The following is a 25589-nucleotide window of genomic DNA, read 5'->3' on the forward strand; positions in this document are numbered from 1 at the left end:
CGTAATAAAGAGGGTGGGGCGACTCTATCGGTACGTCGACAAAATGAGCAGAGGGGGCCACGTTTGAGCACATCTGCCGGATGCGAACATGGGGGACGTGGCAGGTATGCGAGGCAAGCAGACGATCCGTGGCATGTTCCAGTCCATGGCGGTGATCGGCGTGGTCGTGGCGGGCATCTACATGCTCGTTCCGCACGACGAGCACAAGGACCCGATCAAGGCCGTGGACTACCGCGTCGAACTCGTGACGGCGCAGCGGGCAGCACCGTACCCGGTCGCGGCACCCGAGGGGCTGGACGCGGAGTGGCGGGCGACATCGGTCACCTTCGAGCGGGAGAAGGCCCACGCCTGGCACCTCGGCTTCCTCGACCCCGACAACGAGTACGTGGCGGTCGAGCAGTCCGCGGCCGGGTCCCCGGAGAAGTACGTCCGGGAGGTCACCCGCGACGCCGCGAAGACGGACCGGACGCGCCAGGTGGACGGCGAGACGTGGCAGTACTGGGAGGGCCCCAAGTACGACGCCCTCGTGCTGAGCGCCGACGGGGCGACGACGGTCGTGATGGGCACCGCGAAGCAGGACCGGCTGGCCGAGATGGCCGCCGCGCTGACGTCCGAGGGCGCGGCGGGCGCGGGTGAGGGCGCGTCGGCGAAGCCCTCCGCCGGTTCCTGACCGCGTTCCGCGAGTACGACGAAAGGCCGCCGCGCCCTGACGGGTGCGGCGGCCTTGTGCCGGTCTGTCTGCGCGCGGGGGCTCAGACGGTGGTGACGACGTCCTCGTACGACAGGCGCGGGGAGCGCGGGAACCACGCGTCCTCGCCCGGCTTGCCGATGTTGACGACCATGAGCGGGGTGTGGTCGTCGTCCAGGAACTCCTTCTGGACGCCCGCGAAGTCGAGTCCGGTCATCGGGCCGGCGGCGAGGCCGGCGGCGCGGACGCCGATGATGAAGTACGCGGCCTGCAGGGCGGCGTTCATCCCGGCGGCCTGCTCGCGGGCCGGGCGCTCGCTGAAGAAGGCGTCCTTGGCCTGCGGGAAGTGCGGGAACAGGACCGGGAGCTCCTCGTGGAACTCGTTGTCGGCGGCCAGGATCGCGACCAGCGGGGCCGTGGCGGTCTTGGCCCGGTTGCCCTCGGCCATGTGCGACACGAGACGCTCACGGGCCTCGGGGGAGCGGACCAGCACGACGCGCAGCGGCGTCTGGTTGAACGCCGTCGGACCGTACTTGACCAGGTCGTAGATCGCCTGGACCTGCTCGTCGGTCACCGGCTCGTCGGTGAACGTGTTGGCGGTGCGGGCCTCACGGAAAAGGAGGTCCTGGGCGGCGGGGTCAAGAACGAGCGACATCTGAGGCGTGCCTTCCGCGTCGGTGAGAATGCCTTACGGGCGCTTCCAACCGACCCCGAGTGCATTAAATTTCAACTACCTGCGGTTTGTGGCGCAGCTCACGTCGCTGCCCGGGAAGGGGCGCTCCGGTCGCCGCCCGTCCCGTCCGCGTCCGGCTCCTCGGGCTTCGCGAGAGCCGCGTCCAGGCGGGCCCTGGCGCCCTCCAGCCAGTGGCGGCACACCTTCGCCAGCTCCTCGCCGCGCTCCCACAGTGCCAGCGACTCCTCGAGCGTCGTACCGCCCGCCTCCAGCCGGCGTACGACCTCGATCAGCTCGTCCCGCGCCTGCTCGTAACCGAGCGCGGCCTCTTCCGTCTTGGCAGCCATGCCATCCACCCTATGCATGAGATACGACAACGGAACCGCAGTGACCGTCCGGGGACGTCACTCGGCGACCCGCACCGGGAACTCGCCCTCCGCGACGCGCGCCCGCAGCGCGTCCCCGGCGCCCACCTCGTCCGGCGAGCGCACCACCGCGCCGTCGGCGCGCTGCAGCACCGCGTACCCCCGCTCCATCGTCGCCGCCGGCGACAGCGAGACGACCCGGGCCCGGGTGTGCGCCAGCTCCGAGTCGGCGCGGTCCAGCAGATGACCCAGCACCCGCCTGCTGCGGGCGACCAGCGCATCCACCTCGGCCTCGCGCTCGTCCACCATCCGCTGCGGGCGCTCCATGCACGGCCGGGCCAGCGCGTGCGCGAGACCGCGCTCCTCCCGGTCCAGCAGCCCCTGCACGGTGCGCAGCGCCCGGTCCCGCAGCTGCCGCACCCGGTCCAGCTCCTCGCCGACGTCCGGTACGACCTTCTTCGCCGCGTCCGTCGGCGTGGAGGCCCGCAGGTCGGCCACCAGGTCCAGCAGCGGGGCGTCGGGCTCGTGGCCGATCGCGGAGACGACCGGGGTCGTGCACGCGGCCACCGCGCGGATCAACTGCTCGTCGGAGAACGGCAGCAGGTCCTCCACGCTGCCGCCGCCGCGCGCCACGATGATCACGTCCACCTCGTCCAGCGCGTCCAGTTCCTTGACGGCCTGGACCACCTGCGTGACGGCGTGCACCCCCTGCACGGCGGCGTTACGGACCTCGAAGCGCACATGGGGCCACCGCCGGCGCGCGTTCTCCAGCACGTCCCGCTCGGCCGCCGACGCCCGCCCGCAGACCAGGCCGACCCGGTGCGGCAGGAACGGCAGCGCCCTCTTCCGCTCGGGCGCGAAAAGCCCCTCCGCGCCGAGGGTCCGCTTCAACTGCTCCAGCCGCGCGAGCAGTTCACCAATGCCGACCGGCTTCATCTCGACCGCCCGCAGCGACAGCTGCCCCCGGGGCGCGTACCACTCGGGCTTGGCGTGCACGACGACGCGGGCGCCCTCGGACACCACGTCGGCGACGGCGTCGAAGACCTGCCGGAAGCAGGTGACGCTCACGGAGATGTCGTACGACGGGTCGCGCAGCGTCAGAAAGACGACACCGGCGCCCGGCCGCCGCGACAGCTGGGTGATCTGCCCCTCCACCCAGATCGCGCCGAGCCGGTCGATCCACCCGCCGATGAGCCGTGACACCTCGCCGACCGGCAGAGGGGATTCCGCGGACGTGTTGAGAGCCATAGGGGCGAGCGTAACGGCCGCCTCAGACAACCCCCGGCCGTCCGCGAAACGCCGGCCCCGGCGCCTGCCCGCCCCGCCGCCCCCCGGCCGGCTACCCGCCCCGCCGCCCCCCGGCCGGCTACCCGCCCCGCCGCCGCTGCGCCGACAGCACGACCAGCCCGACCGCCAGCCACACCGCGCCCACCACCTGAGCCGAGCCCGCCGCCTCCACGATCACCGCGATCAGCACGCACGCGCCCAGGACCGGCACCACCAGATGGCGGAGCCGGTCCGGCGTGCCGTCCCCCCGGCGCACCACGAACCAGCCGACCACGCTCGCGTGCAGCAGCACGAACGCCGTGAGCGCGCCGATGTCGACCACCGACACCAGATGGTCCAGGCCGTCGTCCCGCCGGGCCGCCCACACCGCGGCCACCAGCGTCACCGCCGCCGCCAGCAGCAGCGTGCGCCGCGGCACGCCCGAGTCCGTGCGCGCCAGCACCCGCGGCAGCCGCCCCTCGCGCGCCATCGCGAACAGCAGCCGCCCGGCCGCCGCCTGCCCGGCCAGCGCTGCGAACGCCGCGCCGATCGCCTTGCTGACCGCCACCAGGTCGTGCAGCCAGGTCCCGACGGACGCGTCCACCGCGTCGTAGAACGCGGATCCCTGCCGGGCCGGGTCCGCCGCCAGCTCCGCCGACGACAGCGGCTCCAGCAGCGCCACCAGATACGTCTGCGCCACGAACAGCAGACCGGCCAGCGCGAGACAGAACAGCACTGCCCGCGCCACCTTCCGTGAGCCCCCGGTCACCTCCTCCGCGAACGACGCGATCGCGTCGAAGCCGAGATACGACAGGACCGCCACGGACACCGCGCCGAGCACCGCCGCCGCCGAGAACCCGCCGTCCCCGGTCAGCGGCGTCAGCCAGCCGCGCTGCGCCCCGTCCCGTACGAGCACCCGGGCCGCCGACACCAGGAACACCAGCAGCACCACGATCTCCATCGCCAGCACCGCGAAGCCGACCCGTGCCGCCGCCCGCACGCCCCACAGGTTCAACAGCGTCGTCACGACGACCGCGAGCCCCGTCCACACCCACCGGTCGATCCCCGGGACCAGGGCCTCCATCGCGATCCCGGAGAAGAGGTAGGCGACGGCCGGGATCAGCAGATAGTCGAGCATCGCCATCCATCCGGCGATGAAACCGGGCCCCTCGCCGAGCCCCTTGCGCGCATACGTGAACACCGAGCCGGCCAGCGGCGCGACCCGGACCATCTGCGCGTAGCTCGCCGCCGTGAAGGCCATCGCGACGGTGGCGACGACGTAGACCAGGGCGACCGCCCCGCCCGACCTGGCGTCCAGCGTCCCGAACACACCGACCGGGGCCATCGGGGCGATGAACAGCAGCCCGTAGACGACCAGATCGCGGAATCCGAGGGTGCGCCGCAGTCCGCGGTGGCCGGGGCCCGGATCATGGGCGGTCGCGGGCGCGGCGGCTCGCCTCATCACGTGCTCCTCGCTCACCTACAGGTCACGTGCCGCCCAGTCTGCGGGCCGTGTCCGATCAATCCCGTCTGCGACGCGGCCTTACGATGGGGGGCATGACTGCTACGCCTCCTGCCCGACGCGTCCTCCTCGCCGCCCCGCGCGGCTACTGCGCAGGTGTGGACCGTGCCGTGATCGCCGTCGAGAAGGCCCTCGAGCAGTACGGGTCGCCGATCTACGTACGCCACGAGATCGTCCACAACAAGTACGTCGTGCAGACCCTCGAGAAGAAGGGCGCGATCTTCGTCGACGAGACGGCGGAGGTGCCGGAGGGGTCGATCGTGATGTTCTCCGCGCACGGCGTCGCGCCGACCGTGCACGAGGAGGCTGCACAGCGCAGGCTCGCGACGATCGACGCGACCTGCCCGCTGGTCACCAAGGTCCACAAGGAGGCCGTGCGGTTCGCCCAGGAGGACTACGACATTCTCCTGATCGGTCACGAGGGCCACGAAGAGGTCATCGGCACCTCCGGCGAGGCCCCCGAGCACATCACCCTGGTCGACGGCCCGGACGACGTGGCCAACGTGGAGGTCCGCAACCCCGACCGGGTCGTCTGGCTCTCCCAGACCACGCTCTCCGTCGACGAGACGATGGAGACCGTCGACGCGCTCAAGACCAAGTTCCCCGGCCTGGTCTCGCCGCCCAGCGACGACATCTGCTACGCCACGCAGAACCGCCAGATCGCCGTCAAGCAGATGGGCGCGGAGGCCGACCTGGTCATCGTCGTCGGCTCCAAGAACTCGTCGAACTCGGTCCGCCTCGTCGAGGTCGCCCTCGGCGCCGGCGCCAGGGACGCGCACTTGGTCGACTTCGCGGACGAGATCGAGGAGGCCTGGCTGGAGGGAGTCTCCACCGTCGGCGTGACCTCGGGCGCCTCCGTACCGGAGGTGCTGGTCGAGGGCGTGCTGGAGTGGCTGTCGAAGCGCGGCTTCGAGGATGTCGAGATCGTGAAGGCGGCCGAGGAGTCGATCACCTTCTCGCTGCCGAAGGAGCTCCGCCGCGACCTGCGCGCGGAGGCGGCCGGGCTGTCGAGTCGGCCGTCCGGGCAGTGACGCTCAGCTCCTCCCTCTAACGTTGTGTCCATGAACGTCTTCGGAGTGGACATCGGCGGTTCCGGGATCAAGGGCGCTCCCGTGGATCTGGATCGCGGCGATCTGTCGCAGGAGCGCCACAAGGTCCTGACACCGCACCCGTCGACCCCGGACGCCGTCGCCGACGGCGTCGCGGAGGTCGTCGGTCACTTCGGCTGGACCGGCCCGGTCGGCATCACCTTCCCCGGTGTCGTCACCGGCGGCATCACCCGCACCGCGGCCAACGTGGACAAGGGCTGGATCGACAAGGACGCCGCCTCGCTGCTCGGCGAACGCCTCGGCGGCCTGCCCGTCACGGTCCTGAACGACGCGGACGCGGCGGGCGTCGCCGAGATGACGTTCGGCGCCGGCCGCGGCCGCAAGGGCACCGTCATCCTGCTGACCTTCGGCACGGGCATCGGCAGCGCCCTGTTCGTCGACGGCCGCCTGGTCCCCAACACCGAGCTGGGCCACCTCGAACTGCACGGACACGACGCGGAGACGCGGGCGTCGACCAAGGCCAAGGAGGACGCGGACCTCACCTGGCAGCACTGGGCGCGGCGGGTGCAGAAGTACCTGGCCCATGTGGAGATGCTGTTCTCGCCGGAGCTGTTCATCGTCGGCGGCGGGGTGAGCCGCAAGTCGGAGAAGTTCCTGCCCCTGATCGAGGGCGTGCGGGCGGAGATCGTCCCGGCCGAGCTGCAGAACAACGCGGGCATCGTCGGAGCGGCGATGGCGGCGGCGAGCCGGTAGGACGCGGGCCTGGGCCGGGCAGGGCGGCAGGGCATGGGCCAGGGGCGGCGGGTCGGCGGTGCCCGGGCCCGGGCGTCAGCCGCGGCGGCCGGTGCCGCCCGTGGGTCCCCGACGCCGCCGCCGTCCCATCGTCCGCACCTTCCGTACACAGGTGATGACCCCGGCGACCAGCGTCCCTCCGTACAGCCACCCCGCGTGCACGGCGAGTGCCGTCACCACGGCCATCGTCTGACCGCCGAACCCGCCGCTGCCCCCGGAGATCGGCACGATCCCGACGGTGAACGCGATCGGCACGATGATCGGCGCACTGACCAGGTCGGCCTCGCGGACCCACAGCGCCGTGAGCGCGCTGACGGGCAGGAACAGCAGCCCGTAGACGACCGAGGAGCCGTCGAACAGCAGCTGGTCGAGGCCGCCGAGCACCAGCATCGTGGCGGCGCTGAACAGCCCCGCGCCGAGCCCGGTCAGCCGGGGGTTCGGCAGCCGGCGCAGCGCCAGCACCAGCGGGGGGACGGGCCGCGGGGGGCGGGCGGACACCGGATAGACGGTGGCGTCGGCGAGCGTGCCGGGCGCCGGAAGAGGGGCCTGCGGCTGCTGCCGGGGCCGGGGGCGACCTGTCCTGTGCTGCTCCACCCGCACAACGTAGGTCGACAGGAGGGACGAAACCGGCACTAGACACGCCCTTTGGACGACCTTGGCGCTGCGTTCGACTCCGGGCGGGCGTCGCAGGGCCGCGCACGCCGCCCGTAAACTGGGGGATCGGCCCCACCTTCCCGGGCTGCGAGGGCCGCCCGCCGGTCCGCAACTCTCACACTCTCCACGTCAGGAAGTCGCCAACGTGTCGCTCACGATCGGAATCGTCGGTCTGCCGAATGTCGGCAAGTCGACCCTGTTCAACGCCCTGACCAAGAACGACGTGCTGGCGGCCAACTACCCGTTCGCCACCATCGAGCCGAACGTGGGCGTCGTCGGGGTCCCCGACCCCCGCCTCGCCGTCCTCGCGAAGATCTTCGGCTCGCAGCGCGTCCTCCCCGCCACGGTCGACTTCGTCGACATCGCGGGCATCGTGCGCGGCGCGAGCGAGGGTGAGGGCCTGGGCAACAAGTTCCTGGCGAACATCCGCGAGTCGGACGCGATCTGCCAGGTCATCCGGGCCTTCAAGGACGAGAACGTCGTGCACGTCGACGGCAAGGTCTCGCCGAAGGACGACATCGAGACGATCAACACCGAGCTGATCCTCGCGGACCTGCAGACCATCGAGAAGGTCCTGCCGCGCCTGCAGAAGGAATCGCGCATCAAGAAGGACGTGGCCCCCAAGGTCGCGGCCGTCGAGGCGGCGCAGGAGATCCTCGAGAGGGGCGACACGCTCTTCACGCACGGCATCGTCCAGGGCTCGGAGAAGGCCGAGCTCCTCCACGACCTGCACCTGCTGACGACGAAGCCGTTCCTGTACGTCTTCAACGTCGACGAGGACGAGCTGACGGACGACGCCTTCAAGGACGAGCAGCGCGCCCTGGTCGCCCCCGCGGAGGCGATCTTCCTGAACGCCAAGCTGGAGGCCGACCTCGCCGAACTGGACGAGGACGACGCCCTCGAGCTCCTCCAGTCCGTCGGCGCCGAGGAGCCCGGCCTCGCCACCCTCGCCCACGTCGGCTTCGCCACCCTCGGCCTGCAGACCTACCTCACGGCAGGCCCCAAGGAGACCCGCGCCTGGACCATCAAGAAGGGCGCGACGGCCCCCGAGGCGGCCGGTGTGATCCACACCGACTTCCAGAAGGGCTTCATCAAGGCCGAGGTCATCTCCTTCGCCGACCTGGTCGAAACCGGCTCGGTGGCCGAGGCCCGCGCCAAGGGCAAGGCCCGCATGGAGGGCAAGGACTACGTGATGCAGGACGGCGACGTGGTGGAGTTCCGCTTCAATGTGTAGCGGCTGACTTATCACCACGTCGTTGACCTGGAAAACATGCAGGTCAGAGAGGGTCCGACTCTTCGGGGTCGGGCCTTTGCTTTTTCCGGTGCTGGGATGGTGCTGGGTTACCTGACCCCTCGTCGCCTGTCGTCATCCCTGGTCATTCGTACCGTGCTGGGTTTGCGCTGGGACGCGGATGGGCCGCCGGTGCCAGGTTCCACTCTGATGAGCCCTCCCGAGACCATGAGCCGATCGTCGCGGGGAGCGCAGTCTGCCGTGCCCGGTTTCCTTCTTGCCGGCTTCCAATGTCTTGCGGAGTAGCCGCTCCGGCAACATGGCGTCGATTCGTTCGCCGAGTCCCAGATCAGGGAGTTCGTACAGGGTCTCGTCCAGGGTTGCTCGCCGATCGGAAAGCTGATCAACCAGTCCAGGTCGTGCTCCCGACTCTGATCGAGGCACCCTCGACGCGGCCTCCAGTATTTTGATGCCATTTCCTAGCCCCAATTGATATCGTTGCTGGAGCGTCGAGCTGTGAAGGGGACAACTGATGGCCAGGACTGTGATCGATCTGGACGAGGAGATCGTCGAGCAGGCGATGCGGGTGTACGGGGCGAGGACGAAGGCTGCCGCAGTGCGGGCGGCCATGGAGGAGGGGGTGAGGCTGCGGCTGCGCCGGGAGCTGTTCGATGCCATTGACGATGGTGAGTTTGATGACGTGTTCGCGGAGATCCGGTCGCAGACGGGGCCGCGGAATCCGGACGGCTCGCTTAAGCGCGAAGACGGGGCTTCGGCGGCGTGAAAGGGCGCTACCTCCTCGACAAGTCCGCACTGGCCCGCCGGGGCAAACCGGCAGTGCGGGCGCGGCTGGATGCACTGGACCGCGATGGACTCCTAGCAGTGTGCGCCCCGACCGAGTATGAGGTTCTGTACTCGGCGCTCGGAAAGCCCGAGGCGCTGCGCCTGCGTACCCTGCTCCGTGGTTTCGACTACTTGCCCTGCAACGACGAGGAGTTCGAGCAGGCGCTCGCGATCCAGGCGCTGGCGCTGAACGCTGGCTTTCACCGGGCGCTGTCGCTGGCCGACGTCCTCATCGCGGCAACCGCAGAACGGCACGGGGCCACGGTCCTGCACTACGATGGCGACTTCGACATGATCGCCTCGGTGAGCGGGGTGCAAGCCGAGTGGGTCGTGGAGCCCGGCACCGCCGACTGACCGGGAACGCCGCATGCCGTGCCAGCGAGTGCCTCGATGGTCTGCATTTCCGCAGGTCAGAAGTTCCACTTCGATGTGTAGTCGATTTCCAGTCTAACCTCTGGTGCGAAGAAATAGGCAGATGCTGAATGGCTGATGTCACCTTTCTGAGCCAGGCTGAACCAGTCGATGAGTACGGTCGCGCTCTTTATGCGGCGTCGCGATCGATCCTGAGGGCCCACTTCGATGAGTTGTCGCAAGCGGATCTCGAAGACCTCAATTGCGATCGGGTGGACGTCACGTTTCGGCAGCTCGCTAAGCTCGCTCGCCTGCACCGCGACAAGGGATCGCGCGGAGATGGGTTTGAGTGGGCCGTTCACGAGGCGATTGTCGGCGGTGAGCCACGCGTTGTCGATCTGGTCAGCGAAGCTCTCAGGAAGGTGAGTCCTAGGTCATTCGCCGACTTGGACAGGCCAACTTCCCTGATGTTCGGGCACGAGCGTGCACGCCATCTCGGGTTCACTGATGCTGTTGTCAACAATGCGAGTGGTGACGCGGTGTTGCTGCCTGACGGCTCAGGTCGCCCATTCGCATTTGGATACTGGGTGCCGATCGCTGCTCGTGGCGTCGCCGTCGAGGCTCAGCTTCGGGAACGGATCAAGAAGGTGTGGACGACTGATCTGTTCTTGAGTAGTGCTGAGAAGGCGCGGTTTGCCGTCGCTACCATCAAGAGCAATTGGCATCAACTCGAAGACGGTAACGGGCTCCGAGTGGCGATTGTCCCCCCCCAGGCGATAGACCTTCCGGCGGGTTATCAGAGGTGGCAGAGCCTACACCTGGTCGCGCTACCAGACCCGGATGGCTTTATGGGCTTGTTTAACGATGCATACGAGGCGGTTGCCGAAGCGGTTCTGACGGTTGGTAGGCACGATCGTGCACCCTATTACTACAAGCCGAGTGCCAAGGCGCAGAGGATTCAAGCGCAACTTGAGAAGTATGGGAAGGTGAAGGTGGTCGACATTCTTGACTCCCAGAACGAAGCGGCGCAGCAGAACCTAATTACCATCGATCGAAAGCTCATGTCGGTGGAAGCGCCTACGTGGCTCAATATCAACGAACAGCGCACGCCCATCATTGCGCCGAGACCGTCGTTCGAGAAGCTCGATTGATCTCGCAGTGACACGCCATCGTCCTGTCTGCGGGAAGCTGAACCTCCCGTGGTGTGCTTGGCCACCGGGACATTCGTGAGCGGTGGATCCTGAGCGTCAAGGGCCAGGCGGCCCCCTTCTTGCGGGTCCATCGAGGGGCACCTGCTGCCCAGCGCGTGGGGCCGTTGCAGGCAAGTGCGTCACGCCATGCGGCCACCCCCTCGACGAAGCGTCCCACCCCTCAAAGGGTGCGAGCCGGAGCGGTGGCACGCAAGCTGCGTGGGAGTGCATGAGGGGCGCCCGGCTCGCATGGTGCTGGGATAGAACGCCCGTGCTGGGATGGTGCTGGGATGCCCCTCTCCGGAACTGCGTTTCCGCAGGTGGGAGTTCTGCACTACGGATTCAGGTTTAATGTTTAATTAAGCTTCAGCTAAATGCACGTTTAAAGGCGCAGGTCAAAAGGGGTCTGCCAATCCAAGATAGGCCCCCCTTTTTTGCGGCTCATCGAAAATCGCGCACGAAGTCAGGGTGAGCGGTTGTGGGAACCAGCGGCCGAACAGCAAGTCCTTACGTGCTGAACCCGACGGGCTCGTGTGTCGCCACCACATTTGATATCTACGGACACCAGCTCTCTGCGGACGAGGGAATATTGAGGGCCAACTCATTCGGAAAGGAGCGCGTGTCCACTGACCTGGGCGACTTGAACGCGCGACGGATCGTTGCGCTGCCATGCGTGGCTGGCTCAGTCAGTTACACGACTCCGACGCTCGAGGTCGCGCCGGCCAGGGCGCGGAGCTTTAGGCGTGTTTCGGCATCGGTCGAGTACACCACGGTGCCGATCATCCCTCGCGTCAGCAGCACCTTGTAGGTGTTACGGATCAGCCGGTCCACATCGGCGTCGGGGATGGACTTCTTGAAGACTGGATCCTTGGACGCTGTACGGTCGGTGACCCACCGGTCGGTGCGCCACAGCAGGTCGGGCCCGATGATGACTCCACTCCAGTCGTACTCGAAGCCCTGCGCCGTGTACACGCAGCCCACTTGCCCGAAACCGGCCGGATCGGTGGCCCACAGCGCGGCTGGAGGCGCGCCTGCGACGGCCCGGTCGCCGAATACGTTCCAGGGCCGTTCCCACTCGCCGATGACGACGTCCGCGGGCAGTGCTTCCCCGGGTGGCACCTTCTTCGTCCACTTCCAGCAGTAGCCTGCGGACATGCGCGCGCTGTATCCCTGGGAGCGGCGGTCGTCGAGGAATGCCTCCAACTCCTGCGGGCTGTCCACCACCATGAGTTGCATTTTGTCGTCGGGTTCCCATACCACCGGGCCGCCGGGCTCAAGCCCCAACAGCCTTACCACCCAGCGCAGATATGCCTCGCTTCCACCGCACCGGAACTGGCTGTCCAGCGGAACTACCCGACAGTGGAGACCCTGCTTTGCTGCGGCTGCCTTGATCTCCGAGACCGTGCCCATTTCACCGGGCCGAACGACCTGGTGCTCGTCAAGCAGGAAGACTGGAACGCGTGCCGCGTCGATGAGTTCCGCGATCTGCGCTTTGCCGGTGCGGTTCGATGCCGGCGTATAGCGGTTGGCCGATGTCTCCCGCATGCGGTGGGCCTCGTCGCAGATAAGGACGTCGAGACTGTTGCGCTCGGCGGTCATGAAGCTGTTGAAGTATTTGAAGAGGTCCTTCACCTCACGCTTCCGGGTGCCCGCGACCTTCCTCATGGTGGTCGTGAACGAGCTGGAACCTGTCGCATGCAGGGCGGTGGTGCCCTGCCGGTACATCTCACCGAGGAGCGACAAGGCGATGACGCTCTTGCCGGTTCCGGGCCCGCCGGTGACGATCACGACCTCCTTGTGGTCGGACTGCTTGGCCCGGCGTACGGCGTTCAGGACAGTGCGGTACGCGATCTGCTGCTCATCCAGCAACACGAACTGTTCGCGTTCGCGGACCTCTTGGGCGGCCACCGCCATCAGTTGCTTGGACGGGCCGATCTTCCCGTTGACCAGCTCATCCGCGGCCGATGCGCCGGACTCCGACGCCAGCTTCGTCCGCAGATAGCCGATGAACTCGCCGCGTCGTGCGCCGATGAAGAGCTGGCCATACTGGTCCTGCTCGACCTCGAAGAGCCCGCTGACGCCGAACTCGGTGGCATTGTGCAGGTAGGCAGCACCGTTGACGCGTTCAGGATGTGCGGCGAGCGCTCCGTTGAAGGAGATGAGGTACTTGCAGTAGCCCCGCACCTGGTTGACTGGATTCAGTACCGCCCGAGCGTATGAGTCGATGCGGCACAGCGATGGATCGTCATCGTCAGGCTCCGCGTTGCTCCACTGCTTCAGCTCCACGACGACGTACGACGGGAGCCCGGTATCGGGGTGCACGCCGGCCAGGATGGCATCGGCCCGCTTGCTGTTCAGCGGCAGTCCGTATTCCAGAAGCACCTCCACCTGCCCGAGACCGGCATCGTTGAGCGCGCTCGCGAGCGCGGGGATGCTCCGCTCCCACGAGCGCAGCTCGGACGAAGCAGGCTTGTGGCCGTGAACGTGCACGAACTGCTCCGTCAAGCGGAAGAACAGGGCACCGGAGTGGCACTCGGCGGCGACCGCTTCGGCAGAGTCGCGGAACAGCAAGACATGCCCCCAGGCAGCACGAAGAATCTCGTGCGGGTGGGGGCATATCCTTCGTGACTCCGCCAGGCGGAGCGGAAGCCCGGCGGGCCGCAGCTAAGTTGGGATCAAGGTTACCTGTGCCGTCTGCGGTAGGCGGGTGGCAGCTGTGATCCTTCGGCGGTGAGCTTCGGCTGAGCGCCGTCGTAGTGCTGCATGCCGATGGCGCCTGTGATGAGCCGGCGCAGTTCGTTGTGTGTCGCCGGGTCGACCGCGTAGACCACGGTTCCGACCACGCCGCGGGTAAGGAGCACGTGGTAGGCGTTGAGGACGCACCGGGTGACGATCGCGTCGTCGATCGGGCCCCGGAAGGCTGGATCGCAGGAAGCGCTCCGGTCCACCTTGAACTTGCCCTCACGGAAGAGTAGATCGGGACCGATGATGACGCCGTTCCAGTCGTACTCGAAGGTCTGTGCTGTGTACACGCAGCCGATCTGGTCGACGCCACGGCGATCGGTCGACCACAGGTCCGACCGCGGTGCGTTCGGGACGCTGTGCTCCGGCTTCACATTCCAAGGTCGGCGCCAGTCCCCAATGCGTACGTCATCGACAAGCTGTTCGCCGTCGGGGTTGCTCCACGGCCAGCAGAAGCCAGCGGTGATGCGGGCTGTGGCCCCTTCCAAATGGCGTTCCCGGATGAACTGCTCCATTTGCTCGGAGGAGTCGGCGACCGTCAGCGTCATCCTTCCGTCTGGTCGCCAGGCGACCGGATCGGAAAGGTCAAGGCCCAGCAACTGTTGGACCCAGCGCTGGTACCGCTTGCTGCCGCCCGCGCGGAACGTGCCTTCCAGATCGGTCACTTCGACATCGCAGCCCATGTCCTCGGCGAGCTCTTTGAGATACGTGGCAGTGCCCACCTCGTCCGGGCGGATCGACTGATGATCGTCGAGCAGAAAGATCGGCACTTTGGCGGCTTTTATCACCTCAGTCGCCTGTGGTCGGTCGTCGTCCCGTAGAGACTTCGGCATCCAGCGGTATGTCGAGCTGCGTCGCATGCGGTGTGCCTCGTCGCAGATGAGGACATCGATGCTGTCCGGTGGGCTCTCACTGAAGCTGTTGAAGTACCGGTACAGCCTGCTGGCCGCGCGGCGCTTGGCTGCTGTCTGCCCTCGACGGGCTGTACTGAGCATGATCTCGCGCAGAGTCTCCGTGTAGGCGTGTGAGCCGCTTGCCAGGACGGCTTCGCGGCCCTTGAGTCCGAGGGCACGCTGCAACTCGAGGGCCACTGCGCTCTTCCCGCTGCCAGGGCCGCCCCGCAGGATGTAGACGCGCTTGACGCCCGGATCGGGCGCCGGGCTGTGGGTGGCTTCGGCGTCGTAGAACAACCCGACGTCGAAGCCAGTGAAGTGGCTGGTCTTTTCCAGGTGTCGGGTGATCCGGTCGACCGCGACGTACTGCTCGTCGAGGAGCGTAAGCCCGCCACCGATGACGGAGCGCTGACGGGCAACATCTGTGACCTTGAGCAACGGGTCTTGGCGGGCCTGCTCCAGCGCGGATGCCGCACGTTTCCCGGACGCGGGGGCGAATCTCGAAGTAAGTACTCGTCGGAAGCGGGCCAGATCATCGAGCGTGTAGAGGAAGCCGTGGTCGGTCTCGGGCAGACCGAACAGCGCCTCCACATCCGCGTCACGTGCGTTGTGGAGCAGCGCCACACCCATCAACCGATTTTCGCTCTCGCGAAGATGGGGAAGATAGCGGAGCATGTACTCGCAGTAGCGCTGGACCTGCCGGACTGGATGCAGCTTGTTTTTCCCGTCGCCGAAGCCGAGATCGACGGCGATGGGGCACAGTGGGTCCACCGTGGCGTGCCGTACTTGCTTCAGCTCAACCGCAAGGTACGAATCCGTCCCCGTGCCGGGGTGTTGGCCGCACAGCACCAGGTCCACTGCGGAGTTGGTGTGCGGCAGGTCGACCTCGACCTGCACCTCTACTTCGTCGAGGCCGCAGTCCAACAGAGCTTTCACCACTACGGGGACGCTGTTGTTCCAGGAAGCGATGTCACCCTGGCCTGCCGCTCCTCCCTTGATCCGGGAATGCTCGTGAATCAGTCGCTCGGTGAGTGGGAGGTGCGCCGATTCGGCTCGGGCCACGATGAGCCGGCCGAGTTCGGCTGCGGACAGTTGCAGGAGCACGAAGGGTTCCCCAGGCACGAGATGGCTCGTGCGGGTGGGGGCATGTCCTTCGTGACTTCGCCGAAGCGGAGCGGAAGCCCGTCGGGCCGCAATGACGTTCCGCAGATTACCCGGCTACGAAGGGAGGAGGGCGGGCCCCTGGAGACCCGCCCGCCGCCCCGGCTCAGCCGAGGCGGTGCACCACGACCTGTGCCAAAGCCCACGCCAGGTTCGAGCCGAGGCTCGCCGCGATGCCAACCAGGACGTCACGGACCCAGGTGCGGCGCTTGGACACGTACTCGACAGCAACCACAGGAATGCTTCCCCTTCGGTTTGATCGGTGACGGCGCCGGATGGCTCCCGCCGGGAGCGCACCATTGGGCTGTGTCACCGAACCGAAGGGCATTGACTACTCCCCGGTCACGTCGCGTACACCCTCCGAAGAGAGCACGCGGTGCATTGGCAACGATAGTCCACGACTGGACAGCGTGGGCGAGGTGTTGAGGCACAGACACCGACGGGCCGGTGGGGCGGGGGGCATGGACCGATGAGGACGGTCGGTCGGGCACCTGAGCTGCACATGGTGCTGGCACGGACTTCCGTGCTGGGGTTGTGCCCAGCCGCTCGACGACGCCCACCGCCGGGTCTCGCTCCGTGGCTACCAGGCCTTCGGTGCCCGGTTCGCGCTCGCGCAGCGCCGGGTGATCCTCGGCGACGAGATGGGACTCGGCAAGACGGTCCAGGCCCTCGCCGCGCTCGCCCACCTCGCGGCGCGGGGGCAGACCCACTTCCTGGTGGTGTGCCCGGCCAGCGTCCTCATCAACTGGACGCGTGAGGTCAGGTCCCGCAGCGCCCTGAGACCGGTGCCGGTACACGGACCCGACCGCCGCGACGCGTACGCCGACTGGTGCGACCGCGGCGGCATCGCGATCACCACCTTCGACGCCCTGCACGCCCTGGCGGTCCCCGACGGCACACCACCGGGGATGCTGGTCGTCGACGAGGCCCACTACGTGAAGAACCCGGACGCCCGCCGCTCCCAGGCGGTGTCCCGCTGGGCCGAGCGGTGCGAGCGGGTCCTGTTCCTCACCGGTACGCCGATGGAGAACCGGGTCGAGGAGTTCCGCAACCTGGTCCGCCACCTCCGGCCCGAGCTGCTGCCCGGCATCCAGGGCAGCGACGCCGTCGCGGGTTCACAGGCGTTCCGCCGGGCGGTCGCCCCGGCGTATCTGCGCCGCAACCAGCAGGACGTGCTCACGGAACTGCCGTCGCTGCTGCAGCTGGAGGAGTGGGAGGAGTTCAGCGCGTCCGACGCGGAGGCGTACCGGGAGGCGGTGGTGAGCGGCAACTTCATGGCGATGCGCAGGGCGGCGTACGCGCGTCCCGCGACGTCGGCGAAGCTGGAGCGGCTGCGCGAACTGGTCGCGGAGGCCGCCGAGAACGGGCTCAAGGTGGTGGTGTTCTCGTACTTCCGCGATGTCCTCGGCACGGTCCAGGAGGCCCTGGCCGGCGGCCGGGTACTCGGCCCGATCTCGGGGAGCGTCCCGGCGGCGCGCCGCCAGCAGCTCGTCGACGAGTTCACCGCCGAGCCCGGGCACGCGGTGCTGCTGGCCCAGATCGAGGCGGGCGGTGTCGGGCTCAACCTGCAGGCGGCGTCCGTGGTCATCATCTGCGAGCCGCAGGTGAAGCCGACGATGGAGCACCAGGCGGTCGCCCGCGCCCACCGGATGGGGCAGGTGCGCGCCGTGCAGGTGCACCGGCTGCTCGCCACGGACAGCGTGGACCAGCGGATGCTCGACATCCTGGCGAACAAGTCGCGCCTGTTCGACGCGTACGCCCGCCGCAGCGATGTCGCGGAGGCCACGCCCGACGCGGTCGACATCTCGGTCGGTTCGCTGGCTCGCCGGATCGTCGAGGACGAACAGCGGCGGCTCACCGGCGGGCCGGAGGACGAACAGTGGCGGCTCACCGGCGGCCCCAAGGACGAACAGCCGCGGCTCACCGGATCGGCGGAGGACGCGCCGTCCCCGGCCTGACGCGCGAGTGGCGGGTGACGGGCGGGCGGGCGCCCCCGCCCGCCGCCGGCCCCCTCACCGCGCAAGCCCTGTTTTCAGCCCCGCTCCGCACAGCGGCTCCACGGTCGTCCGGTCCGTCCACGCGCCGGCCGCCGCCGAGCAGGCCACGCCCGTCGACTCGACGAACAGGCCCCGCGCGGCGAGATCGCCCTGCGCGGGCGCGGATCTCGTCCTCCGTGACGGTCAGGAAGGTCCCGCCCATTCCCGTACCGCCCGCAGGATCCGACGGGCCCGCGGCGGTCGTGGGATGGCGATGCCCTCGGCGAGCGTCGGCCGCGCGGGGGCGCCGCCGAGGAGATCGTCGGCGCCCGCGAGGAACGCCGCGGCCGGCGGTGACACCGCCCCGGCCTGGACGGCGACCAGCGCGGGACGAGTGTCGATCAGCCCGTGCGCGTGGAGTTCGGACCGTGCCTGAGCTGCCCCCAGCAGCAGCGTGCCGTTGCCGACGGGGACGACGATCGCCTGCGGGAGCCGGCCGCCCGGGTCCTCCCGCAGCTCGTAGACGTACGTCTTGGTGCCGTGCGGGAAGTACGGGTTGTGGACGTGGCTCGCGTAGAAGACGCCGTCCGCGTCGGCGGGCGTGCGGGCGGCCGCGGCGGTGGCCTCCCGGTCGCCGGGGACGATTTCCAGCCGTGCGCCGTGTGCCCGGATCTGTTCGACCTTCTTGGCGGAGGCGGCCTCGGGGACGTATACGGTGCACCGCAGCCCCGCGCGGGCGCAGGACGCGGCGATCGCCGTGCCCGCGTCCCCACTGCTGTCGGCGATCACTTCGCGCGGTGCGAGGCGGCGCGCGAGCTCGGCGAGCATGACGGCGCCGTGGTCCTTGAAGGAGAGCGTGGGCGTCAGGAAGCCGAGCTTCGCCGAGACGGTCGGGGTGAGTTCCACCAGCGGCGTGCGGCCCTCCCCGAGCGACGCCGCGGGTCGGAGAGGGGCAGTGCCTCCGCGTAACGCCACAGGGAATTCACCCGGCCCGCAAGGGCGGTGAGCGGGACGGGGGGCGGCGCTGAAAGCCAGGCCCCAGGGACCCCGGCACTCCGGACAGCACCAGGTCAGGGGCGTGGTCGGTGCCTGGGCGCCGCAGTCCGGACAGTGATAGGTCGTCATGGTCCGGCGGCATGGCAGCTCCGTGACGCGCTTGTTACTTGTCGGTCGGACCTCTTGTGGGATTCCTATGGATCAGTCAATCTTTCGCTCGGTAGGTGGACTTGGAACGCCGCGAACCCGGTGGTGTGCCTTGTCATGCTCTTGCCAAGCTTCAAGATCCCCCACAGCGACGCACCACCAATGAGGAGGACCCCTCACATGTCAGTGATGCGTGATTCCCGGCGAAGACTTACTTCGGTCAGCGCCATAGCCGTCGCCGCCCTGGCGTTCGGAACGGTCTCCGCTCTCCCGGCCGTCGCGGTCGAGCCGGCGCCGGAAGGCGTCATCCAGAACGCCGGCGCCCCGGACTCCGTCCCGGGCAGTTACATCGTCACCCTCGACGAATCCGCGGCCGACGCGGAGTCCAAGGCGGGCAAGGCCCTCGCCGCGGAGTACGGCGCCAAGATCAAGAAGACGTACACCGCCGCGCTGAACGGCTACGCCGTCGAACTCTCCGAGCAGCAGGCCAAGAAGTTCGCCGCGGACCCGGCCGTCGAGTCCGTCGTGCAGAACCGCGTCTTCACGGTCTCCGGCACGCAGCCGAGCCCTCCCTCCTGGGGTCTCGACCGGATCGATCAGAAGGCCCTTCCGCTGAACCGGAGTTACACCTACCCGGACACCGCTGGTGAGGGCGTCACCGCCTACGTCATCGACACCGGTGTGCGCATCACGCACGGCGACTTCGGCGGCCGTGCGACGTACGGCTACGACGCCGTCGACAACGACAACACGGCCCAGGACGGCCACGGCCACGGCACCCACGTCGCCGGTACGGTCGCGGGCTCCGCGCACGGCGTGGCGAAGAAGGCCAAGATCGTCGGCGTGCGCGTGCTGAACAACCAGGGTTCAGGCACGACCGCGCAGGTCGTCGCCGGCATCGACTGGGTGACGCGCAACGCCGTCAAGCCGGCCGTCGCCAACATGAGCCTCGGCGGCGGCGTCGACAGCGCCCTCGACACCGCCGTGCGCAACTCCATCGCCTCCGGTGTGACCTACGCGGTCGCCGCGGGCAACGACAACTCCAACGCCTCCAACTACTCGCCCGCGCGGGTCGCCGAGGCCATCACCGTCGGCTCCACCACCAGCTCCGACGCCCGCTCCAGCTTCTCCAACTACGGCAGCGTGCTCGACGTCTTCGCCCCCGGTTCGTCGATCACCTCGGCGTGGAACAGCAGCGACACGGCGACGAACACCATCTCCGGCACCTCGATGGCCGCCCCGCACGTCGCCGGCGCCGCCGCGCTGTACCTGGCGCAGAACAGGAGCGCCACGCCGGCCCAGGTCTCCTCGGCCCTGTCGTCCGCCGCCACCAGCGGTGTCGTCGGAAACCCGGGCACCGGTTCCCCGAACCGCCTGCTGTACGTGGGCACCGGGGGCACCGACCCCGAGCCGCCGACGGGTGACCGCTTCGAGAACACCGCCGACTACGCGATCAACGACAACGCCACCGTCGAGTCGCCGGTCACCGTGAGCGGCATCTCGGGCAACGCGCCGTCGAACCTCGCCGTGGAGGTCAAGATCCAGCACACGTACATCGGTGACCTCCGCGTCCAGCTCGTCGCCCCGGACGGCACCGCGTACACGCTGAAGGACTACGGCACCGGCGGCAGCTCCGACGACATCAACACCACCTACACGGTGAACGCCTCTTCCGAGGCCGCCAACGGCACCTGGAAGCTGCGCGTCAGCGACAACTACTACTGGGACACCGGAAAGATCGACTCCTGGGCGCTGCAGTTCTGACCCCATGAGCCGGTGACCGGCACAGCAAAAGGGGCGGCCGCTCGCGCGGCCGCCCTTCGCCGTGCCACGGGCCGCTCACTGACGTGTTCCTGACGCCGCGTATCCTGCGCGCGCCTGTTCGCACCGAGTGCGAACCATAGAACCGACGAGGAGCACCCGTAGCCGTGGACCCCTCCGAACAGCGCGGGCAGCCCTTCGCGCCCCAGGAGCCGTACCAGCAGCCGTACCGACCGCCGCACCCCCAGCCGTATGCGCCGCCGTATCCGCAGAACTGGGGACACCCGCACCCGCAGCGGCCGGCCCCGCCACCGGTGAACGGGGTCGCCGTCACCTCCCTCGTCGTGGGCGTCGTCTGCTGTCTGCCGCCGCTCGGGCTGATCCTCGGCGCCGTCGCGCTCACCCAGATCCGCCGGAAGGGCGGGCGCGGCAAGGGCATGGCGATCGCGGGCATCGTCCTGTCGTCGATCAGCACCCTGCTCGTCCTGCTCATGATCGCCTCGGGCGAGGCGCGCGAGGCGTGGAACGGGTTCCGGGAGGGATTCCAGGGCGCGGCCCGGTCGAAGAGCACCCAGGACCTGCGCCGGGGCGACTGCTTCGACGTGCCGGGCGGTGATCTCGAACGGGTGGTCGTGAGCGTACGGATCGTCCCCTGCGCCGAGGAGCACGACGCCGAGGTGACCGGCACCTACCGGCTCAAGAAGTCCGACCCGGCGCCCGGCGGCCCGCGGGGCGAGGAGTTCGCCGAGAGGACCTGCCTGGACATCAACGACGCCTACGCCCGCGACTCATGGGCGCTCCCCGCGGACGTCGAGACGTACTACTACATCCCGACCGAGCGGAGTTGGGCCCGCGGTGACCGTATGCTGACCTGCGCTTTCACCGGTGACGGGCTCAAGGGATCACTGCGTGTGGGCCCGGACAGCCACGATCCGGACCAGCTGTCGTACATCAACGCCGAGCACGCCGTGGAAAAGGCGGCGTGGGAACAGCCCGAGGCCGAGTTCGCCGAGGACCCGGCCGCACACCGGAGTTGGGCGCGGGAGATGTCGGCCGTCCTGCGGGAACAGGCCGGGGCGCTCCGCGCCGGCTCGTGGCCGCAGGAGGCGTCCGCCGCGCTGGACGAGCGGGGGCGGCAGTTCGAGAAGTCGGCCGGCGAATGGGGCCGCGCCGGGAAGGAGACGGACGAGGACGTCTTCTGGAAGCGGGTGACGGCGGCGGAGGCGGCACTGACCCGGCAGACCCGGACCAGGGCCCGCGAGGCACTCGGCCTGAGCACCACCCCGCCGCCGGAGGAGTACGGGACCGGGGCCTGAGGCCACCGGGCGCGAGCGGCCCCCGTCCCGGCGCCGCACCGGGACGAGGGCCGCTTCCCCACGCGTCAGCGCCGGTTCAGCCCCCTGTCGACCGCGGCCGTGAGTTCGCCGTCCGCGGTGTCCCCGTCCAGCGACCAGAACATCGCGCCGCCGAGCCCGTGCCGGCGGATGTAGGACGTCTTGGCGTGCAGCACCTGCGGATCGTCGTACGTCCACAGCGTGGTGCCGTCGAAGAGCCAGGCGTGCCCGTTCCGCCGGTCCCGGTGCACCTCGTACGCGCCGGAGTCGGCGAGCTTCTTGAGGGCCTTGTAGTCCTCGTACCCGGCCGCCCAGGTCGCCGGGGCCGGCCCGGCCGCCGGCTGGTTCATGCCGTCGCCCCCGCCGGCCACCCCGGTCCAGCCCTGACCGTAGAAGGGCATGCCGACCACCAGCTTGCGGGCCGGCGCGCCGCGCCGGATCCAGTCGCGGACGGTCTGGTCGACGCTGAAGTCCCCGCGGGCGTACAGCGCGGACTGCTGGGCGGTGGTCTCCTCGCCGGAGACGTGGAAGTCGTAGCCCTGGAGATTGACGAAGTCGAAGTCCCGCATGATCTTGCGGACCTCGAAGCCGGCGTCGATCTTCGCGGGCGCGGTCGGCACGAAGGCGGTGAGCTCGTAGTGCTTGCGCTTGCCGCCCGCGGCCTTCTGCTGCGACTTCGCGTAGGCGTCGAGCTGGGTGCGGAACTCGCGCACCAGCGCCGTGAAGTTCCGCTTGTCCTCCGGGCGGTACACGGTGTCGGTGTCGCCCGCGGAACCGGGCCACTCCCAGTCGAGGTCGATGCCGTCGAAGAGACCGGCCGCCGCTGCCTCGCCGCCGCGTGCGCCGTCGACCGGCAGGTTGCCCTTGATGTACAGGTCGATGCAGGACGAGACGAGCGCCTTGCGGGACTCGGGGGTGCGGGCGGCGTCGGAGAAGTGGGTGGACCAGCTCCAGCCGCCCAGCGAGATGAGGACCTTGAGGCCGCGGTGCCTGGCCTTGAGCTCGCGCAGCTGGTTGAAGTTGCCGGCGAGCGGCTGCTCGGCGGTGTCGGCGACGCCGTCGACCGAATCGGCGGCCGGGAGCGGCCGCGCGTAGTCCGCCCAGGCGTCGGCCTCGCCGGGGATGTTGCCCGTGAAGCACCGGCCGTCGGCGTCGATGTTGCCGAAGGCGTAGTTGATGTGGGTCAGCTTCGCGGCCTGGCCGCTGGTGTCCATGTCCTTGACCTGGAAGTCGCGGCCGTAGACGCCCCACTGGGTGAAGTAGCCGACGCGCTTGTACGACTGCTTCTGGTCGTGGCCGTGGCCGCCGTGACGGGAGTCCTGGGCGGAGGTGGCGGCAGCGGCCGGGCCGAGGGTGGCGACGAGCGAGAGCGAGCAGACGGCAACGGCCGCCCGGACAAAGGTTCTTCGACGCATCGGGCTCATTCCTGTGCGCGTACCGGAAACAGGTTCCGGGAGGGGTGTCGTGTGCGCAGGAACGTATTGGTATGGACCATTGCGGTCAAGGGCCTTCGGAGTGCCGGATGTCCGTATCGCCGATAAACCTCTGGTCGGCAGCAAATCATCACTTTGAGTGAAACTCTGGCCCATGCTTGCGGTGTACAACCGACCGTTGTCAGGCTGTTGCTCTCTGTCAACCTGTTGGGAGTGGCCAGTGACCTTCGGTGAGCAGCCCGCTTATCTGCGCGTCGCGAGCGATCTCCGCGAGAAGATCGTGAACGGCTCGCTGCCGCCGCACACCCGCCTCCCCTCGCAGGCCCGCATCCGCGAGGAGTACGGCGTCTCCGACACGGTCGCCCTCGAGGCCCGCAAGGTCCTGATGGCCGAGGGCCTGGTGGAGGGCAGATCCGGTTCGGGGACCTATGTGCGCGAGCGGCCGGTGCCGCGGAGGGTCGCCCGCTCCGGCTTCCGGCCGCCGTCGGGCGCGAGCCCCTTCCGTCAGGAGCAGGCCGCGGAGGAGGCGAGGGGCACCTGGGAGTCCACCAGCGAGCAGGAGGCGGCGACGCCCGAGGTGGCCGCCCGGCTCGACATCAAGGCCGGCGACCGCGTGATGCGCACGCGCTATGTCTTCCGGGACGCGGGCGAGGCGATGATGCTCTCCACCTCCTGGGAGTCCCTCGAAGTCACCGGCCGCACCCCGGTCATGCTGCCCGAGGACGGCCCGCTCGGAGGCTGCGGCGTCGTCGAGCGGATGGCCGCCATCGACGTCGTCGTGGACAACGTGACGGAGCAGGTCGGCGCCCGTCCCGGCCTCGCGGAGGAGCTGCTGGCGCTCGGTGGCGTCCCGGGCCATGTCGTGATGGTCATCGAGCGGACGTACTACGCCTCGGGGCGCCCGGTCGAGACGGCGGACGTCGTCGTGCCCGCGGACCGCTACCGGATCGCGTACCACCTGCCGGTGAAGTGAGCCGGCAGCCGACAGTCGGGAGTTGACGCCGCAAGCCGGCAGTGGGGGCGCATCCGGCCGGATGCGCCCCCACTTCATGTCTCTTTGTAAAAACCCGTATCCGCTCAGTAAATGCCAGGCGTAGGCTTCCGCATATGCATACTGCGGTTTCCTGGCGATCGTTACGAACACTCGGGTGGGCCGAGGGAGGGGTGCGATGACCGACAGCGGCGCTGTCCTGCCTTGGCTCGTCATACGGCAGGACGACAACGGCAACCGTTACCGCGTCGGCAGGTACGCCACCGAGGCCGAGGCGCAGAAGATCGCGGACTCCCTCGACGGCCGCGGCCACAAGCAGCTCTACTGGATCGAACGCATCGGCCGGACGACCCGCTGACGGCGCCGCCGGAGCGCCGGGTCCCGTCCGGCCCCAGGGTTCGTCGGGTCGTGCTCCGGCGCGCAGTACGCTCCGCCGCATGACTGATCGTGTGGTGGTCGTGGCCGGCGCCGTGTACGAGGAAGGGCGGCTCCTCGCCGCGCGCCGCAGCGCCCCCGAGGAGCTCGCGGGACGCTGGGAGCTTCCCGGCGGCAAGCTGGAGCCGGGCGAGAGCCCCGAGCAGGCGCTGGTGCGGGAGCTGCGCGAGGAGCTGGGCATCGAGACGGAGCCGGTCGAGCGGGTCCCCGGCGAGTGGCCGCTGCGGCCCGGATACGTGCTCCAGGTGTGGACGGTCCGGCTGGTGTCCGGTGAGCCGAGCCCTCTTCAGGACCACGACGCACTGCGCTGGCTCGCGCCCGGCGAGCTCGACACCGTCGACTGGCTCGACCAGGACCGGCCCGCGGTCGCCGCATGGGCGCGCCTGCGCCGTGAAGGGGCCGGGGAAGGCGCGCGCCGTTGAGCTGTGCGCCGTTGGTGCCATGGGTGCCGCCATTGCGGGCCGGGCACGGTAAACCGGGCCGCAAAAGGGGTATGTCCCGATTAACCCCCTGAAATGGGACACGATTCCGGTGGTGATCGGGAAGTGGTCGGTGTGATCGGCACCAGAGGCGAATGCGCCGAGTGGACTTTTCCGGCCGAACCGAACGTGGTGCGCACGGCCCGTCATGCCGTCCGCGACACACTGGGTGAATGGGGGCTGGACGCCGCTGTCGGAGACGTGACGGTGCTCCTGGTCAGCGAGCTGGTGACCAATTCCGAGCGCTACACCCCCGGTCCGATCACCGTCCGGCTCTTCCGGCCGGAAAGCGGCGACCCGCTGCCCCTCCTGCGGGTCGAAGTCTCCGATCCGCTTCCGGATCCGCCGGTCGAGAAGTCCGCGCGGTCGGATGACGAAAGCGGCCGCGGCCTGCAGTTGGTGGCTTGTTCCGCTCGGCGCTGGGGCACGCGGCGCGGCAGGACGGGCAAGACCGTGTGGTTCGAGCTGGCTCTGGCTGGTTAGAAGACCTCAGGGACGACGATCACGCCTTGAGTCGGCTCAAAACGAACGAGACCTCTCTGTGATCGTGAACGCCGTGTCGGTGGGAGCCGTAGTGCTGAATACTGCGGTCATGGCCGGTCCGGTGGGTGAGCTGG

General features: G+C 69.0%; 22 protein-coding genes and 2 pseudogenes. 14 read left to right on the forward strand and 10 right to left on the reverse strand.

Annotated features, from left to right (window positions below; genetic code table 11):
- Positions 1–106 precede the first annotated feature (106 nt).
- Positions 107–670: a DUF4245 domain-containing protein gene (locus ACFYOP_RS14335; protein ID WP_356892584.1), complete on the forward strand. Its 564-nt coding sequence runs from the start codon at positions 107–109 to the stop codon at positions 668–670.
- Positions 671–752: 82 nt separating this feature from the next.
- On the opposite strand, the gene ACFYOP_RS14340 is transcribed toward ACFYOP_RS14335, so the two are convergent.
- From ACFYOP_RS14340 to ACFYOP_RS14355, 4 genes are all read right to left on the reverse strand, one after another.
- The gene (locus tag ACFYOP_RS14340) at positions 753–1343 is read right to left on the reverse strand and encodes a malonic semialdehyde reductase (RefSeq protein ID WP_356892511.1); all 591 of its coding nucleotides are present in this window, start codon (positions 1341–1343) and stop codon (positions 753–755) included.
- Between the two features lie 98 nt (positions 1344–1441).
- Positions 1442–1726, reverse strand: a complete 285-nt coding sequence (locus ACFYOP_RS14345; protein ID WP_388451547.1) for an exodeoxyribonuclease VII small subunit — start codon at positions 1724–1726, stop codon at positions 1442–1444.
- A gap of 39 nt (positions 1727–1765) precedes the next feature.
- Entirely contained in the window at positions 1766–2974 is a 1209-nt protein-coding gene (gene xseA / locus ACFYOP_RS14350) for an exodeoxyribonuclease VII large subunit (RefSeq protein ID WP_356892507.1), read from the reverse strand.
- A 118-nt stretch (positions 2975–3092) separates the two neighbouring features.
- Positions 3093–4454, reverse strand: coding sequence for an APC family permease (locus ACFYOP_RS14355; RefSeq protein ID WP_356892505.1), 1362 nt, complete (start codon positions 4452–4454; stop codon positions 3093–3095).
- 86 nt (positions 4455–4540) lie between these two features.
- Here ACFYOP_RS14355 and ACFYOP_RS14360 point away from each other — a divergent pair, with 86 nt between their 5' ends.
- Complete coding sequence (locus ACFYOP_RS14360) at positions 4541–5545, forward strand: 4-hydroxy-3-methylbut-2-enyl diphosphate reductase (protein ID WP_388451549.1); 1005 nt, start codon at positions 4541–4543, stop codon at positions 5543–5545.
- 30 nt (positions 5546–5575) lie between these two features.
- On the forward strand, positions 5576–6316 hold the full coding sequence (ppgK, locus tag ACFYOP_RS14365) for a polyphosphate--glucose phosphotransferase (protein WP_356892501.1): 741 nt from the start codon (positions 5576–5578) through the stop codon (positions 6314–6316).
- 75 nt (positions 6317–6391) lie between these two features.
- On the opposite strand, the gene ACFYOP_RS14370 is transcribed toward ppgK, so the two are convergent.
- Entirely contained in the window at positions 6392–6949 is a 558-nt protein-coding gene (locus tag ACFYOP_RS14370; protein ID WP_356892499.1) for a DUF6542 domain-containing protein, read from the reverse strand.
- 205 nt (positions 6950–7154) lie between these two features.
- Between ACFYOP_RS14370 and ychF the strand changes: the two genes are divergently transcribed.
- From ychF to ACFYOP_RS14390, 4 genes are all read left to right on the forward strand, one after another.
- The gene (ychF, locus tag ACFYOP_RS14375; protein WP_356892497.1) at positions 7155–8243 is read left to right on the forward strand and encodes a redox-regulated ATPase YchF; all 1089 of its coding nucleotides are present in this window, start codon (positions 7155–7157) and stop codon (positions 8241–8243) included.
- A 529-nt stretch (positions 8244–8772) separates the two neighbouring features.
- Positions 8773–9024: a type II toxin-antitoxin system VapB family antitoxin gene (locus ACFYOP_RS14380; RefSeq protein WP_148020499.1), complete on the forward strand. Its 252-nt coding sequence runs from the start codon at positions 8773–8775 to the stop codon at positions 9022–9024.
- Positions 9021–9437, forward strand: a complete 417-nt coding sequence (locus ACFYOP_RS14385; RefSeq protein ID WP_356892495.1) for a PIN domain nuclease — start codon at positions 9021–9023, stop codon at positions 9435–9437. The genes ACFYOP_RS14380 and ACFYOP_RS14385 overlap by 4 nt, the downstream gene beginning before the upstream one ends.
- A gap of 128 nt (positions 9438–9565) precedes the next feature.
- Entirely contained in the window at positions 9566–10585 is a 1020-nt protein-coding gene (locus ACFYOP_RS14390) for a hypothetical protein (RefSeq protein WP_356892493.1), read from the forward strand.
- Between the two features lie 729 nt (positions 10586–11314).
- On the opposite strand, the gene ACFYOP_RS14395 is transcribed toward ACFYOP_RS14390, so the two are convergent.
- The 3 genes from ACFYOP_RS14395 to ACFYOP_RS14405 all read right to left on the reverse strand — a co-directional run bounded on the left by ACFYOP_RS14395 (position 11315) and on the right by ACFYOP_RS14405 (position 15655).
- Positions 11315–13195 carry a DUF2075 domain-containing protein gene (locus tag ACFYOP_RS14395; protein ID WP_356892491.1) on the reverse strand — a complete coding sequence of 627 codons (1881 nt, stop codon included), beginning with the start codon at positions 13193–13195 and terminating at the stop codon, positions 11315–11317.
- A gap of 110 nt (positions 13196–13305) precedes the next feature.
- Positions 13306–15363: a DUF2075 domain-containing protein gene (locus tag ACFYOP_RS14400; RefSeq protein WP_356892489.1), complete on the reverse strand. Its 2058-nt coding sequence runs from the start codon at positions 15361–15363 to the stop codon at positions 13306–13308.
- Between the two features lie 163 nt (positions 15364–15526).
- The gene (locus ACFYOP_RS14405; RefSeq protein ID WP_356892487.1) at positions 15527–15655 is read right to left on the reverse strand and encodes a DUF6408 family protein; all 129 of its coding nucleotides are present in this window, start codon (positions 15653–15655) and stop codon (positions 15527–15529) included.
- Positions 15656–15959: 304 nt separating this feature from the next.
- On the opposite strand from ACFYOP_RS14405, the pseudogene ACFYOP_RS14410 reads away from it, so the two are divergent.
- Positions 15960–17378 (forward strand): annotated as a pseudogene (locus ACFYOP_RS14410) (DEAD/DEAH box helicase); the annotation flags it as partial.
- Positions 17379–17432: 54 nt separating this feature from the next.
- Here ACFYOP_RS14410 and ACFYOP_RS14415 read toward each other — a convergent pair.
- Positions 17433–18521 (reverse strand): annotated as a pseudogene (locus ACFYOP_RS14415) (pyridoxal-phosphate dependent enzyme).
- A 198-nt stretch (positions 18522–18719) separates the two neighbouring features.
- On the opposite strand from ACFYOP_RS14415, the gene ACFYOP_RS14420 reads away from it, so the two are divergent.
- Both ACFYOP_RS14420 and ACFYOP_RS14425 read left to right on the forward strand, forming a co-directional pair.
- Positions 18720–20303 carry a S8 family peptidase gene (locus ACFYOP_RS14420; protein WP_356892485.1) on the forward strand — a complete coding sequence of 528 codons (1584 nt, stop codon included), beginning with the start codon at positions 18720–18722 and terminating at the stop codon, positions 20301–20303.
- 164 nt (positions 20304–20467) lie between these two features.
- Complete coding sequence (locus ACFYOP_RS14425) at positions 20468–21616, forward strand: DUF4190 domain-containing protein (RefSeq protein ID WP_356892483.1); 1149 nt, start codon at positions 20468–20470, stop codon at positions 21614–21616.
- Between the two features lie 65 nt (positions 21617–21681).
- On the opposite strand, the gene ACFYOP_RS14430 is transcribed toward ACFYOP_RS14425, so the two are convergent.
- Positions 21682–23049 carry a glycoside hydrolase family 18 protein gene (locus ACFYOP_RS14430; RefSeq protein ID WP_356892481.1) on the reverse strand — a complete coding sequence of 456 codons (1368 nt, stop codon included), beginning with the start codon at positions 23047–23049 and terminating at the stop codon, positions 21682–21684.
- 238 nt (positions 23050–23287) lie between these two features.
- Here ACFYOP_RS14430 and ACFYOP_RS14435 point away from each other — a divergent pair, with 238 nt between their 5' ends.
- The 4 genes from ACFYOP_RS14435 (at position 23288) to ACFYOP_RS14450 (ending at position 25455) form a co-directional block, all read left to right on the forward strand.
- Positions 23288–24040 (forward strand): GntR family transcriptional regulator, encoded by a 753-nt coding sequence (locus tag ACFYOP_RS14435; RefSeq protein ID WP_356892479.1) that lies wholly within the window; start codon positions 23288–23290, stop codon positions 24038–24040.
- Positions 24041–24236: 196 nt separating this feature from the next.
- The gene (locus tag ACFYOP_RS14440) at positions 24237–24416 is read left to right on the forward strand and encodes an SPOR domain-containing protein (RefSeq protein WP_356892477.1); all 180 of its coding nucleotides are present in this window, start codon (positions 24237–24239) and stop codon (positions 24414–24416) included.
- A gap of 79 nt (positions 24417–24495) precedes the next feature.
- On the forward strand, positions 24496–24915 hold the full coding sequence (locus ACFYOP_RS14445) for a (deoxy)nucleoside triphosphate pyrophosphohydrolase (protein ID WP_356892475.1): 420 nt from the start codon (positions 24496–24498) through the stop codon (positions 24913–24915).
- A 123-nt stretch (positions 24916–25038) separates the two neighbouring features.
- On the forward strand, positions 25039–25455 hold the full coding sequence (locus ACFYOP_RS14450) for an ATP-binding protein (RefSeq protein ID WP_356892582.1): 417 nt from the start codon (positions 25039–25041) through the stop codon (positions 25453–25455).
- Positions 25456–25589: the final 134 nt, after the last annotated feature.

Origin of the sequence: Streptomyces sp. NPDC006294 (assembly GCF_042870895.1) — a bacterium.
Lineage (GTDB): Bacteria > Actinomycetota > Actinomycetes > Streptomycetales > Streptomycetaceae > Streptomyces.